The following is a 14,520-nucleotide window of genomic DNA, read 5'->3' as shown; positions in this document are numbered from 1 at the left end:
GGCCCGCCCGGCGCCGCGCGCCCCCCCCCCCCCCCGCGGGTGGGGGGGGGGGGGGGGGGGCCCCCCCCGGGGGGGGGGGGGGGGGCGGGCGGCCCCCCCCCCCCCCACCCCCGCTTCGACTGCTCATGACGTGACCGGGCCGAACCACGTGGTGCGACGGCCCGGGAACCCGTCACGGTCCGGGCGAGCCGGTTTCGCGAGCCTCCCTGTCATCCTGGAGGGCCCGTGTTCCCTGCCCCTGCCCATTCCGGCGGCCGGCCGCGAAAAGCGGCCGGCTCAGACGGAGCGTGCGGCCCGGAAGGTTCTGACCGCCGCCACGACCGTCTTCACAAGGAGCACGTTCAGTGCCCCTCCGACCAACGCATATCCGAGATCGGAAACAACCTGCCCCACGGCAGGAGGGATTCCGATGAAGGCCAGCGCAGGTGCCATCACGAAGTACAGAAGAGGTGATGTGAGGACGGAACAGGGAACGGTTATCGCAAGGCAGACGAGGAACGTCACGTCCTTGTCGAACATCCCGCTGGCGTGGACCAGTCCGGCAATGAGGACCACTGCCATGTAGATCGTGATCGTTTTGATCGGCATATTCTGCACTCTCGGCGGAGGGCGGGAGATCGCGGAACGGACATCCCTAGAACTTCTTCTTGACGGTGTTGCGGAGGTTCTTGGCCAGCTTGTCCCAGTACGGCTTGGCTCTGGCCTGGTTGAAGCTCCGGTTGGCGATGGCCGCCAGTCCTCCGAGGTAGCCCCGTACCTCCAGCTTCATCCTCCCCTTCTTCTTGAAGAGGTCGAATCCTATCCAGCCTCCCGGCCAGTCCGGGTGGCCCGGCCGGGCACCCAGCTGAAGATAGCTCTTGGTAATGCTGTTGACCTTCACCGGGAAATACATGGAGATGCCGGCGACGACGGGCCGGAGCGTGAACTTCTGACCCTTCTTGGTGATCTTCCCGGGGCGGCCGGGTATGGGGAAGATGGATTTGAAGTGACTCTTCCAGTAATTGAAGACGCTCTTGTCGCTGGCCGCTGTCTTTCCGAGATCGTAATTCAGGTAATAGCTGGCGAACCCGTCGACGTCCTGGCAGTTGACGCCGTCGCCGTCGCAGTACACGTAGGCGTTGGCACCTCCACCGTACTCAGGGTCCTGCTGGAGGAATCGGCCGGTTCCCGGCTCGTAGAGCCGGACACCCATGCGGACGTATCCACCGAGGGTGTCGCTCTCCACCTGCGCGCCACCGAGCCAGCCGTACTGGGCCGACGCGGTATTGAGGAGCGGATTGCCGTACTCGTCGTAGCGCAGGACCGACGGGACCTGCGTGGGGTCGAGCGGGAGCTGGACCCCGACGTCACCGTGGAGGTTGGTCAGCTGGAGCACCACATCGCCGTCGGCGGCAGTGATCGCCCCCAGGTTTCCGGTGAGGTCCTCCACGTTCCGGCTGATCGTGTCGCCGGTCCTGCTCCACGAAGGGCTGTCCTCGTTGTCGCTGTAGTGGTTGACGACCGTGTCGCCCGCGGCCCATGTGCCGTCGGTGGTGCGCGTCCGGTCCTGTGACCGGCCGAGCCGGCCCGCCGCGTCGAGGTCCCAGACCTTGCGGCGTTCGCCGCTGGTCTCGGTCCGGACCAGATTGTTGACGAAGTAGGACAGCTCCGTGCCGCCGCTGGTCAGCGTCCGGCCGAAGGCGTCGTATGTGCGGGCGCCGCCCGTGAGCCGGTCCGCCGAGTCGTAGGCGTACGGGACCATTTCGGTCCGGGTGTCGTCGGTCGTGCTGTCGCAGTCGTCCGTACGGGTCGTCAGCTTGGTGCGGTTGCTGTTGGCGTCGAACTCGTAGTCGCGGCTGACACAGGAGTCGGCCGTGCTGTCCGCAGCCTTCACGAGGCGTCCCACGCCGTCGTAGGAGTACTGGCTACGGATGGAGATGCCGTCCGACTGCGTATGCCCGGCCTGCCGGGCGTGGACGGTGAACTGCGCGGAGTCGGCGAGAACGACTTCTCCGGCGCGCGTCGTGTACTCCTTGCTGACGGGCACCCCTGCTGTGTTGGAGACCACGGAGAGCGTGTAGCCGCCGGGCAGGGTCTGCGTGGTGAGGTTGCCGTCGATGTCGTAGGCGGCGGTGAAGGTGCCCGCGACCGAGTCGGTGATCTCTCGCGGCCGGTCCGCCGCGTCGTACGCGTACGTCGTGCTCGAAGGCGCCGAGTCGGTGACCTCGGTGACCCGGTCCCGGCTGTCGTACGCAGTCGTGGTGGTGTTCCCGGCTCCGTCGCTGTAGGAGATCACGCGGCCGAGGGCGTCGTAGCGGTAGGTGATGGTCCGCCCGCCCGAGGACTTGCTCGCGATCTGTCCGCTCACCGCGTCGTACGTGGTCAGCGTGTCCGGTACCGCTTCGCCCTCACCGCTGACGCCGGAGGCGACGACGCGGCCGGCCTTGTCGTATTCGACCGTGACCTTGCGGGTGGCCGAGCCGACCGACTCGGTCCGGGTCGCCTGTCCTCCCCAGCGGTTGTAGGTGTACACAGTGGTGGCGAGGGCGTTCGGGTTGGCACCGCCGTTGGTGATGGCGGCTGCGGGTTCCGTCCGGCACAGCAGCCCCGCCCATTCGGGTCTTCCCGCACACGGTCCGGTGCCGGTGGCGGTGTAGTACTGGTAGCGCAGCGTCCCGGCGTCCTTCCCGTTCGAGGCGGGAAGGCTGGTGGTGATCAGCCGGCCCGCGTCCGTGTAGCCGGACTTGGTGGTCACCGCCGCCCCGAGTGCGTCCTCCGTGCTGGACGTCTCCTCGCCGGTGGACCAGTTGTAGGTGCTCCTGCTGACGACCGCGTCGGCGTCGGTGGTGAAGCCCTCGATGGACGCTCCGACGGCAGAGGAGGTGATGACGTCCTGCACGGCCGCGTCGGCCGGGCGTCCCTCGTCGTACCGGAACGAGGTGTGGGCCCGAGCCAGCACCGTGTCCCCGGGCGCGAGCACGTCACCGACCCCCTTGACCAGCACGATCTCGTGGACCGGGCCGTAGGTGTCGGTCAACCGCTGGTTGTCCGGGTCGAAGGAGGAGACGGTCGACAGCCGCTGGGCCCTTTCCGCCGTGCCGAGTTCGGCCAGCCCCAGCGATGCCAGTGTGTCCGCTGCCGTGGCCGTGGTTCCCAGTGCGAGGGCCCGGTTGCCCGCCGACAGTTCGGCGACGGTGTGCCCGTACTCGTCGTACTCGGTGGTCGTGATGGCGCCGCCGGGCTCCGCGGTATTGGTCTCCTGGCCGTTTGCGTCGATGTACGAGATGCTCGCGTGCTGGTACGCGTCCTTGGACAGGTCCTCTCCGTTGCTGGAACCCGGCGCGGTTCCCGGCGGGAAGATCGCGGTCGCGTCGGTGGGGGCCGCGTCCTGGCCCCATGCCGCCACTGCCGTCTGGTTCATGGCGTGCGGTGCGCGGGCACCCGACAGCGGTACGCCGTACACGATCGTGGTGGCGGCCGTTCCCGAGGTCTCCGTCGCCGACCCTTCCCTCAGGGCCGGACGGGAAGCACCGAGCAGCATGCCCTCCCCGGCGATCGCGGCCGGACCGGCGCTGCCGTAGGTGAATGTCCAGGGGAGCCGGCCGGATTCGTTGAGGGTGCGAACCCGCCCGTCGGAGTCGTAGGTGTACTCGGTCCTCTGCTCAAGAGGCAGCCTCGGGTCCCACACCTGGCGCAGCCGGCCGGACGCATCGTAGGCGTAGCGCGCGACCGTTTCCTCGCTCGCCTTCGCCGCGTTGGCGTCGGTGGCCCAGAGCCTGATGGACGACACCTGGTTCTTGTAGTCACCCAGCACGGTGCCGGCGGCTTTGGTCTCCCCGGCGTAGACGAACTCGATGACGCGGCAGCCCTTGGTGGAGGGGGTGGTCCGGCAGACGTCGGCCGGGACGGCCTCGTTCGGCGATACGACGCTCCGCGGACGGGAGAGTGTTCTGCCGTCGGCCGAGATCTCCTCCGAGAACGTGACAACGGCCGAATCGTCCACCGCCGACGCGCTCGACGAGACGATCCAGTTCGACGCCTTCTCACTGAGACGCTTGAACACCGTCACGTTCGCATCGGTGTCCCGCAGGGTGAAGGTGCCCGTGAATCCCCCCGTCAAAGAGAGTGATTCGGCGCCCTTCTCCGGCTTCCACCCACCGCCCGCCACAGCGGTGAAGGCGACGGAGGATCCGTCGGCGGAGAGCAACTGCAGTGCCGTGTCCGAGGACTTGATGAGTTGCGTGTACTCGGCTCCGCTCGTGGCCGCCGTCACCGACGAGAGCCATCCGGGGCCGAAGATCTGTGCCAGTCCTTCCTCCTCGGACTCGTTCTTGCGGGAGGAGAACGTCCTGGCGACCGATGTGTCGAATGCCGTCGCATCGGTGGTGGACAGCTTGTAGTTGCCGGTCAGCAGATTGAGGGAGCCGGGGCCGACCGCGCCGGCCGGAGCGCTTCCGGCGTCTCGGTCGAGCGTGGTCCCGACGGTCTGGGAATAGCCCTTGCGGCTCCCGTCCGTGAATACGGCCCGCAGCTCGATCACGCCGTCCGAGGCCAGCGATTCGGCCGCGTCCCAGACCAGGCCGGTGGCGCTTCCCCCGGTGACCTTGGCGGGCCAGGCGGAGAGCTTGCCGTCGGCGGAGGCCACGTACTGTGCGGGCACGACATGCCAGGGGTCCTCCGGGCCGCGGCGGTACTCCCACGTCACCCCGGTGTAGGACGTGAGCCCCTTGGCCGCGAGACGATAGCGGCGAGCCGTGCTGTCACCTTCGTGCGGCGACAGCACCGCCGCCCCGTCCGCACCGACGCCGAAGGCGTATTCGGCCGGGTTGCCGGGGGAGATGTTGCCGCCGGAGTCGACGGTTCTGGCGTACAGGGTGTGCCAGCCGTTGGCGGGCTTGACCGTGATGGTCAGCGGATCACCGCCGTTGCCGTCGACCGTGTCGTTGATCCGGTTCGGGACCTTCGGGTCGTCGAGTCCCCAGAGATAGCCCTGCCCGTCGGTCGAGGTGGTGTCCAGGACGCACTCGGCGCCGTCGGGGTCCTTGTCGCTCCAGGTGTCCTTGGCGTAGGGCTCGCACTCGATGCGCGGTGCCGCCGGCAGCCCGGTGTTCATGACGAAGGCGGTGTATCCGGTCCAGTCGCCGTAGACGGTGCCGTCGTGGCCGCGCACCCTGTACCGCAGATGCGAACCGGCCGGGAACGCGGACGCGGTCGGGATCGTGATGCTCGCTGTGCCACCCGATGCCACGGCCGCGCTCGTTGCGGTGTACGTGTAGCTTCCGGCGTCCTTGTAGGCCGGGTCAGGGGTGACCTCGAACTGGCCCTTGACCGAACCGGCCTCGGGGTCGGTGAGCTTGGCCGACAGCCTGGGCGTCAGCGAGGTGACGTAGCGCTTGCCGTTGTACGCGTTCACCGTCGAGGGGGAGATGGCGGTACCGCTGGGCTTGGCCGGATAGGAGTTGTACGTCACGGAGATGTAGGGCGTGCCGGACGCCGCGTCACCGGAATGGAAACGCTTCCAGCCCTGTGCCTTCTCCTCGTCGGTGGCACGGATCCCCAGATGATGGGTGGTGGCGGTGTGATCGGCCCACAGCTGCACCATGGAGGTGATGTCCGCGCTCACCCAGCCGGCGGCGCAGCCCGACGCCCCCTTGGTGGCGGTGGAGGTGGCGAACTTCTCCATCCAGGTCGGCTGCGCGGTCCACCGGGAACCTGTGTTCACCGTGCCCGAGCGCCATACTTCCCAACTGCCCGAACCCGCCGAGTTGCAGGTCCACGCGTGGTGGTTCCACAGGTTCAGCTTCGCGCCGAGGATCTTGCGCCCCTGCACCGAGCCTGTTTTGAACTGCAGGAAGGACCGGGCGATCTGACCGGCTCCGTTGTTTCCGAGCTTGAGTTCGGTGGATGCCGACTGGTCGGTGGTGTAGCCCTGCTGGACGAACGCGTCGAAGGTCGTCCCCAGGTTGACCGCCGGGTCGACGGTCACGGGGAAGACGGTGTCCGGAGCGGCGAGGAACTCCGCGTCGGGAGTGAGGGTCAGGTCCACGTCGTCGCCGCTCTGCGTGACCTTCAGGCCCACGTCGGCGATACGGGTGTGCTCACCGGTGCGAGGGTCGGTGCGTGCGTCCCACATCACTGGAGCCTGCAGCACAGCTGCCTGCTTGCCGGTGCGGGTGTCCACGAAGGACACCGACCGGTCGTCCCCCTCCTTCGCCGTCAGACCCGGCGTGTGGAGGGTGAGGGTGACCGAACCGTTGGCGTCGACGGCGGAACGGTCCTTCAGTTCGAGGGACTGCTCGAACCCGGTGCGGGTGGTTTCCACCACCAGGTCGGTCGCGGTGAGCGCGTCGACGTACCGGGCCCGGGTCCCGTCCAGGACGGGCTGGGGCAGCGAGCCGCGCCAGGAGAGCGTCATCGGCCTGCCGTCGTCGGAGGTCAGGCTGAGCAGCGGGACCGCGGGAGTGTCCTTGTGACCGGGCTCGTGGCCGGAGGCCAGGACGCGTGCGGCCTTCGCGGCAGGCGTCTTCCCCGCCAGCTCCAGGTCCAGGGGATGGGACGCGGCCTCGATCGTGCCGTCGGCGGCCCTGACCAGATCGATGTCGATGTCACGCCAGTTGCCCGCCTCGTCACGGAAGCGCACAGGCCCCGACGAAGTGTCCTGGGTGGTCGAACCGTCCGGATTGATCCAGGTGGTCGATGTCTCGGTGCGTGCCGAGAGAACCTCGATCCTGCGGTTCTGCAGTCGCGCCGCCAGTGCGGCCGAGGCGGGGTCCTGGGCCTCGGCGAGCCCTTGCCCGGCTGCGGGAGCCGTCGTCGTCGACTGTGTGGGCGCGGACCGGGACAGAGCCACGGCGTTTCCGGCCGAGCCCACGGTGACCACGGCCTCGGCGACCAACAGGGCGGAGGTGGCGAGCGCGACCGCCCGTAGCCGCCGGGATATGAGACGGGACGGGGGCGGAGAGCCCCGTCTGCGTCCAGGTGAAACGTTCATGAAGATCCTTGCGTGATGAACGTGCCCACGACAGGCACAAATGATCTTCACATATTGAACACGTAAAAATAAGCCCGCTTGCACAGGTCTGCCCACCTTGTCTCGCAACGAGCCCGATTCGGGGAGATTTTGGGGCGAAATAACCGTCTATTGGGGTGTCTCGAAGGCCTGTTGACCTGAACGTCTTTGCCTCGGCCGCAGTGGCGAGGTGGCCCGCCGCGTCACCCGTGTACGGGTGGGACGGCGTCCGGCAGGGGTGTGAGCCGGGTGATGTGGTGACAGATTCCGCTGGTCAGGGAGGTGGTGAGCGGGGCTCCGTGCGCCCAGTTGACAAGGCGTCGGCGTCGCGGCTCTCCACTGCCGGCAGGTGTTCCACGCGATTGCCGCATTCGGTGCGGTCCGGCCACTTCTCCGCCTGGTCGGCGAAGGCTAGTGTTCGGGTCCGACGAGTGATCCACGAGGAGTCGAGACATGCCCGGTCGTCCGAGCGCGCGTTGACGTTGTAGGCCGTGACCGGCCGGTCATCGCGTGCTGCCCTTGATGTTGCGGCACAGCGAGCCTTCCCCTGCCTCAAGTCATCGGTGCGCCTGTCGCGCGCCGGGTGACGGGCCTCGTTGTCGGCAACCCAAGGGATCCCCGTGCCGTCCGCTTCCTCCGATGTATCCGATGTATCCGATTCCGGTCGGCCTGTCCCGTCAAGTCTGTGGCGGGATGGCGACTTCAGGAGTCTCTGGCTGGGTCAGACGGCCTCCCAACTCGGCGAACACGCAACCCTGTTGGTGTTGCCGCTCTTCGCCGTCCTGACACTCGGCGCCGGGGCCGGCCAGTTGGGCGTCCTTCGCGCGGTGGGGCAGGCGCCGGTCCTGTTGCTCTCGCTCTTCGTCGGCGCGTGGGTGGACGGATGGCGGACCCGCACGGTGATGGTGCTGACGGACGCCGGCCGGACCCTGGCACTGGGCGCAGCCGCGTCGGCGGGCCTCCTCGGCCGGCTCGGCCTGCCCGCGCTGCTCGTGGTCGCCTTCGCCGTCGGGGCCCTGTCCGTGTTCTTCGACGTCGCCTACCAGACCTCTCTCGTACGGTTGGTGAAACGCGATCAGTTGGTGCGGGGCAACAGCGCACTCGAAGGCAGCCGGTCCGCGGCGCAGATCGGCGGTCCCGCCCTCGGCGGTGCGCTGGTGTCACTGCTGTCGGCGCCGATCGCTGCCGCCACCAGCGCGCTGTTCTTCGCGCTGTCGTTCCTGTCGATCCGGCGGATCCGCCGGATCGAATCGATCCCGGAGCGCTCGGAACGTCCCCCTCGCCTTGGGCGGCGGATACATGAGGGCCTCCGTTTCGTCGTCGGTGACACCTCGCTGCGGACCGTGTGCCTCGCCTCGGCCGCCTTCCAGTTCTCCTTCGCGGCCATGATGACCGTCTATCTGCTCTTCCTGCCGCGGGAACTGCATCTGTCGGGCACCGCTGTCGGACTGTGCCTCGCGGCGACGGGGCCGGGCGCGCTCCTGGGCTCGGTGCTGGCCGCCCGTCTGCCGAGCCGGTTCGGTCACGGTGCGGTGCTCGTGTCCGCGGCGGTACTCGGCGACGGCGCGTTCCTGTGCGTGCCCGCGCTGCACGGCTCCTCTGCGGTGACGGTTCTTGCGCTCCTCGCGGTCGGCTTCGTGTTCGGGACCGGCGGCCAGTTGGTGACTGTCACGGTCATGGCCGTCCGGCAGGCGGTCACTCCGGACGGGATGCAAGGCCGTGCGGCCGCCACGATCACGTTCGTCGGCATGGGGCTGACCCCGCTCGGCTCCCTGCTCGGCGGATTCCTCGCGGAGGAGTGGGGGTTGCGGACCAGCCTCCTCGTGACGGCAGCGGGCATGATGCTGTCCCCCGTGCTGATGGCCCTGTCCCCGCTCGCACGCCTGGGACGGGTGCTTCCGGCCCTTGCAGGACGCACCGCCGACCCACGATCTCCCTGATTCCCAACGCCCGGGACGCCTCCCGCGCATCCGATGCGCCCCGACAGGCGGGACGTGACCGCAACCCGTCTCTACGGCACCGCCACCGCACGGGCCTGGGACCGGCTCCACCCGAGACTGACCCACCGGTCCGCCCCCGGAGCGGGGCAAGAATTGCCTGCGGGCCACGAACCTCGGCGCTCCACCAGCACCCTCGCCGGCGAAGGGAACGTCGGCGGCGTTTCGGTGCTCCGAATCCTCGAACGCACCCACGCCACACCCCCGCCCGTCGGCGCCATCGGTGTCGCGGTCGCGTACGGGCCCGGCTTCGCCACCGCTGCCCTCCGCGTCACCTGGCAGGACTGACGCACAGGGCGTTGTCAGTGCCTCGTGCGACTCTGAACCAGCCCGGTGGTGACCTCACCTCGAAGCCGATGCCACCACCGGGCAGTAAGGCCTCTCTGAGGCTTCCGCGTCGACGAGGGCCTGGACCCGCTGCACCACTGTGACGTCAGCGGATGCACCAGGCGAACGGCAGACGCTTTCCGACAGGGTTCGGCCATGCCGGCTCAGCCTCCGGGTGGGAATCCGGGCTGGTCACTGCCCTGTTGGCGGGCTCGATTATTCATTCATCCACAGGTCGGGTGTGCGGCTAGGGTCGGCCCCTACTGACCGACATCTGGAGTGTGCATGTTGAGAGCAGTTTCGGGCGCGATCTCGCTCGCCCTGGCCGGAGGTCTTGCCGTGACCGGCATGCTGGCCGGAGCGGCGACGGCCTCGGCCGCCGTGGGGCCGGGGGAGAGCTCCGTCGGCGCGCAGGCGTGGACGCACGTGTCCAAGAAGTTTCCGAATCGCTCCTACTGGAACGCCGCCGGCGATCTGCGCGTCGGCAACGAGGGCGCCGCCGGGGGCCTGTCCCGCTCGTACGTCCAGCTGGACACCACCGCGCTCAAGGGCGCCACGGTCTCCGGGGCGACCTTCCGGATCAGCAACACGGGCGCGGCCTCCTGCACGGCCGAGCCGGTCGAGCTGTGGAGCACCGGCGCCATCTCGGCGAAGACGACCTGGAAGGACCAGCCCGCCAAGCGCGTCAAGCTCGCCACGGCGAAGGCGGCCGAGGGCCCCGGCGGCTGCCCGGCGGGCGAGCTCGAATTCGATGCGACCGCGCTGGTCAAGGCGGCGGCGGACGGCCTCGGCTCCGTCACCGTGGGTCTGTTCGCCGCGAACGAGTCCGACACCGGGGCCTGGAATCACTTCGACCCGGCGACCGCGAAACTGGACACCGTCGTGGCCCGGCCCGCGCCGCCGGTGATCAGCTCGCCCGAGTTCCCCGACGCCTCGAACGGCACCCCCGAGCACACCGGCAAGGCCCGTACCCCGGGTACCTTCACCTTCGGCACGGGCGGCGCCACCAACATCGAGAAGATCATCTACTGGTCGGACTGGGATTTCGGCGAGACGGCTGTGGCTCCCGGCGCAGACGCGGTGCTCACCCCGACCTCCTCCGGCCCGCACACTATTTACGCCTACAGCGTCGACAAGGCCGGCAACCGCTCCGACCAGGCCATCTATCGCATCTGGGCGCTCGGCAACGGCGGCGTCCGCGACACCGCCGGCGACCTGAACGGCGACGGCCTGCGCGACCTGTGGAGCCTGGACGCGGACGGACGCCTCCGTTTCTCCGCCGGCCGGGCCGACGGCACCTTCGCCGCCCCCGTCGACGGTGGGGCGACGTTTGCTCCCGGCACCCGGATCGCCATCGGCGGGGACTGGGGCGAGGACGGCTACAACGACCTGCTGGTGCTGGAGTACAACGAGGCCCTGAAGGGGAAACAGCTCAAGGTCGTGCCGAACACCGGCCTCGGCACCGTCCGTTCGCACGATGCCATGCTGCTGGACGTCTTCTGCCCGGTCGCCGACCCGCACCTGGGCTGCTCCAGCGACGATCCGGCGTGGACCGGCAACAACCACTGGGCCGACGCCCAGGACATCGCCGACGCCGGTGACCTCAACGGCGACGGGGAGCCCGACCTGCTGGTCAAGCAGGGCAGCAAGCTCTGGGCGTACCAAGGCAGCCGCTCCGGCTACCTGGACATGGCCGGCGAGCCGGTCCTCGTCGGCGATGGCGGCTGGGACTCGGTCTCCGTCACAGTCCCCGGCGACACCGACGGCGACGGCGCCGCCGACCTGTGGGTGCGCGACGACTCCTCGGGCGACCTGTTCGCCGTGCGGGGGGCCAAGGGCGACGACGGGCAACTCGACCCCGGAAGCTGGGCCACGAGCAACCGGGTGAAGATCGGCTCGGGCCTCGCCCGGTCCGCCCACCCGGTCCTCGTCTCGGCGGGCGACTTCGACCGCGACGGCCGTGCCGACCTGGCAGCCGCCCGCGCCGACGGCACGGTGGTCTGGTTCCGGGGCACTGCAACCGGCATCGACCCGACACCGGTCCCCGTCGGCTGATCCGGCGCTCCCTTCGGCCCGCGCCGCCGGGAGCGTGACCGGCACATGGCCGGAACGGAAAATATTCCCCGTGGTCGCCGATGGCAGAGGCGTCCACGGGGCATGCTGCGGGTCCTCTCCCGCCCTCTCCCGACGCCCCGTCAGCGTCCCCGGCCGGCCCTTGCGTTCCGAGCCCTCGGGAAGCACCTCTGGCCGGGGCATGTGAAAGCGCGCCGCCGAACCGGTCGGTGCTGCGCTCGGTCTGGTCGCGTGTCGGACGGCGTCGCATCTGGTGGGATCGGGAGGATTGCGTGGCTGCCCTCGCTCATGAGCGGGAGGAACCCCTGGCCGGATCCACCTGCCAGGGGTTCCTTGTGCCTGAGCCGCAGGGGGCTGCAGGCGGTCAGGGGGCCGGGACCGGCCCGGCGTTGTCACACTGGTCGAGTGCCCGGTACGGCGCCTTCACCAGCCGGACTCGCTACTGCGCGTGTGCGAGGTGGTCCGGGAGGTCCCATCGACAGGCGGTGCTCCACCTCTTGGAGGATCTGGACGCAGCACACCGGTGGCGTAACCTCCACCGGTCGGATCGGACGTCACCGCACATCCAACTGCCCCGACCACCGACCCGGTGAACCCATGCGGTCACAGCACTAGGCACTGTCCGGCGGATCATGTGACCTTCTGACTGGGCGCTCGTTGTTTCGGTCATGGGTCGGGGGGATCTGACGAATCGCGAGTGGTCGCTGCTGGAGCCGCATCTGCCGTCTTCCGGTAGGCGGGGAGGCCGGTGCAACGATCACCGGTTGGTGCTGAATGGGATCCTGTTCAGGGTCCGTACCGGTGTCCCGTGGCGTGATCTGCCGGAACGCTACGGCTCGTGGAAGTCCGTCTACTAGCGGCATCGCCGCTGGTCGGCGGATGGCACCTGGGATCGGATCCTGCAGGCGGTTCAGGCCGACGCCGACACGGTGGGGCGGATCGACTGGGGCATGGTCGGTGTCGACTCGACCTCGTGCAGGGCCCACCAGCACGCGGCCGGCGCCCGCAAGGCCAGCCCGCGGATCCCGAAAAAAGAGCGACGCCCCGGCACCACCGCCCCGATGAGGGACTCGGTCGCTCCCGGAGCGGTCTGACCTGCAAGATCCACCTCGCAGGCGAAGGTGGCTGCCGCCCCCTGGCCCTTCTGCTCACGCCGGGGCAGTGGGGCGACGCCCCTCAACTGGTCGAGGTCCTGGACCGAATCAGGGTCCCCCGTCCGCTGGGCGGAAGGCCCCGGACCCGGCCCGACCACGTCAGCGGCGATAAGGCCTACAGTTCCCGCCGCAACCGCCGCTACCTGCGACGACGCGGCATCAAGCACACCATTCCGGAGCCGAAGGACCAGCGAGCCAACCGCCGTCGGAAGGGCCGGGCAGGCGGCAGACCCACAGCTTTCGATCCGGGCCGCTACCGGCGCCGCAACGAGGTCGAACGGACCATCAACCGCCTCAAGAACTCCCGGGCCGTCGCGACCCGCTACGACAAGCGGGCCTACATATTCCACGGCACCGTCACGGTCGCTGCGATCCGGCTCTGGCTCCGGCCCTGAGTGGAGTCAACCCTTCTGAGCCGAGGCTCGAGAAAACAGCAGCAGCGCGACAATCAAGACAACGGGATAGACGCCCGCGCTCCATGGTTGCGGCACGATCTTCTGAGCGGCCACCGTTAGAACGGCGAGCAGAACCCAGCTCCCGAGAAGCCACGGACGCTTGATCAGCGTTCTAGCCACGAAGGCCCAACGGCGCCGGAAACCATCCCCCATCGATCCCATGGACAGACCCTAGCCCCGGTAGGCAGCGACTATCCATGATCCGCCGGACAGGACCTAGGGTCTTTCGTTTGGATCAGGCCGGACCCCGCGAGCCCGGCATGATCCAAACGAGAGCCCTAGCTCTGCGGGACGTCCTTGACGAACACGATGCCGTCGCTGTCCGCCAGATGGGCCGGGTCAAGCGGGGAGTAGCCGAACCAGGGGGATACGCGGGGCGCGGGCCGCGTGTCGCCGAGGGCGGTGGCCAGGCGAGCGGCGTCGATGACGCAGCGGTCCTCCGGGAGCGTGTACAGGAGCCCTTCGACGGTGTCCGGCGGCGGCGTGTCCACTCCCTGGTGCCGGATCGTCCCGAGGGCCGTGGCCACGAAGGCGTACTCCTCGCCGAGCCGGGCGCTCACCAGCGCACCGGCGCTCCACCACTCCACCGACCCCTCCCACATCTGCATCGTGCTCTTCTCCCGCTGGAGATGGGAGTTGTGGGCGTGGACGAGTGCCGGGCCCCGAGCGGCGACGGCGAGGAGGTTGTGGGCCATCATCTGGTCCCGCACGCCCACCAGCCGGGTCATGCGGGCCGGTGAGGTGTCGGCCATCCAGTGGTGGTAGCGCAGCAGGCCGGTCGCGGTGCGCCCGTACAGGCGCGCCCGGTCCCAGTCGTCCCGCGGCGTCTCCGTGATCAGGTGCGGCGTCTGCGTGTCGAGCAGCGCCACCAGATCGTCGGCGAGCAGCCGCAGTTGACTGGCCTCGGCCGACTGCCCCACGGACTGGGCCGGGTCCATCATCGCGGCGGGATCGGTCCAGCGGTCGTCGGCGCCGAGCAGGCGGTCGAGCGTCTCCCCGGTGCAGGGGAGCAGGCCCGCGTCCACTCGGGTCGAGAGGTAGTCGTGGAGTGCGGTGAGGGCCTGCCGGGGGCTCGCGGCGCCGGTGATCTCCAGCGGGCCGTCGAAACCGGCGAAGCGGAGCCGCTCGGACGCGGGCCGACCGTCGTTGTAGGCGCGCATCCGGCGCACGAGTTCGCGGTTGCCCGCGAGGGAGCCCCAGCCGTGGCTGAATCCGTGCTCCATGACCTCGTCGAGGGTGCCCGTGCCCGTGGTGACGTAGTCGTCCACGACCAGGCCCGCCATGCAGTCGCTCTCGATCGTGATCGTCCGGTAGCCCTCCTGCTCGACGAGCTGCCCGAAGAGTTCGTTGCGCAGGCGGAGCAGGGTGTCCTCGCCGTGGGTGGGCTCGCCCAGGGCGAGCAGACGCGGCCGGGCCGGGAACAGCCTCATGACGGCGGCGGCCTCGACGGCATGGACGGTTTCCTTGATGTCAGTAGCCATGCCTTCAACGGTATCGTTGAACCTTCGGTTGAAACTTTCCCGCGA

General features: G+C 69.2%; 6 protein-coding genes and 2 pseudogenes. 4 read left to right on the top strand and 4 right to left on the bottom strand.

Annotation, left to right across the window (positions count from 1 at the left end; all coding sequences use genetic code 11):
- Window positions 1-276 precede the first annotated feature (276 nt).
- Both ACIOMQ_RS38025 and ACIOMQ_RS38020 read right to left on the bottom strand, forming a co-directional pair.
- The gene (locus tag ACIOMQ_RS38025) at window positions 277-588 is read right to left on the bottom strand and encodes a hypothetical protein (RefSeq protein ID WP_362212619.1); all 312 of its coding nucleotides are present in this window, start codon (window positions 586-588) and stop codon (window positions 277-279) included.
- Window positions 589-634: 46 nt separating this feature from the next.
- Window positions 635-6,970: a DNRLRE domain-containing protein gene (locus tag ACIOMQ_RS38020; protein WP_402192355.1), complete on the bottom strand. Its 6,336-nt coding sequence runs from the start codon at window positions 6,968-6,970 to the stop codon at window positions 635-637.
- A gap of 701 nt (window positions 6,971-7,671) precedes the next feature.
- Here ACIOMQ_RS38020 and ACIOMQ_RS38015 point away from each other — a divergent pair.
- The 4 genes and pseudogenes from ACIOMQ_RS38015 (at window position 7,672) to ACIOMQ_RS38000 (ending at window position 12,934) form a co-directional block, all read left to right on the top strand.
- Window positions 7,672-8,928 (top strand): MFS transporter, encoded by a 1,257-nt coding sequence (locus ACIOMQ_RS38015; protein WP_402192361.1) that lies wholly within the window; start codon window positions 7,672-7,674, stop codon window positions 8,926-8,928.
- Window positions 8,929-8,985: 57 nt separating this feature from the next.
- Window positions 8,986-9,273, top strand: a pseudogene (locus ACIOMQ_RS38010) (hypothetical protein); the annotation flags it as partial.
- A gap of 324 nt (window positions 9,274-9,597) precedes the next feature.
- The gene (locus ACIOMQ_RS38005) at window positions 9,598-11,367 is read left to right on the top strand and encodes an FG-GAP-like repeat-containing protein (RefSeq protein ID WP_402192352.1); all 1,770 of its coding nucleotides are present in this window, start codon (window positions 9,598-9,600) and stop codon (window positions 11,365-11,367) included.
- Between the two features lie 686 nt (window positions 11,368-12,053).
- Window positions 12,054-12,934 (top strand): annotated as a pseudogene (locus ACIOMQ_RS38000) (IS5 family transposase).
- Window positions 12,935-12,940: 6 nt separating this feature from the next.
- On the opposite strand, the gene ACIOMQ_RS37995 reads toward ACIOMQ_RS38000, so the two are convergent.
- Entirely contained in the window at window positions 12,941-13,156 is a 216-nt protein-coding gene (locus ACIOMQ_RS37995) for a hypothetical protein (RefSeq protein WP_362211111.1), read from the bottom strand.
- 116 nt (window positions 13,157-13,272) lie between these two features.
- Window positions 13,273-14,475, bottom strand: a complete 1,203-nt coding sequence (locus ACIOMQ_RS37990) for an erythromycin esterase family protein (RefSeq protein ID WP_402192349.1) — start codon at window positions 14,473-14,475, stop codon at window positions 13,273-13,275.
- Between the last annotated feature and the right edge of the window lie 45 nt (window positions 14,476-14,520).

It is taken from the genome of Streptomyces sp. NPDC087845 (assembly GCF_044742755.1).
Lineage (GTDB): Bacteria > Actinomycetota > Actinomycetes > Streptomycetales > Streptomycetaceae > Streptomyces.
This window is presented reverse-complemented; position numbering and strand designations above follow the sequence as displayed.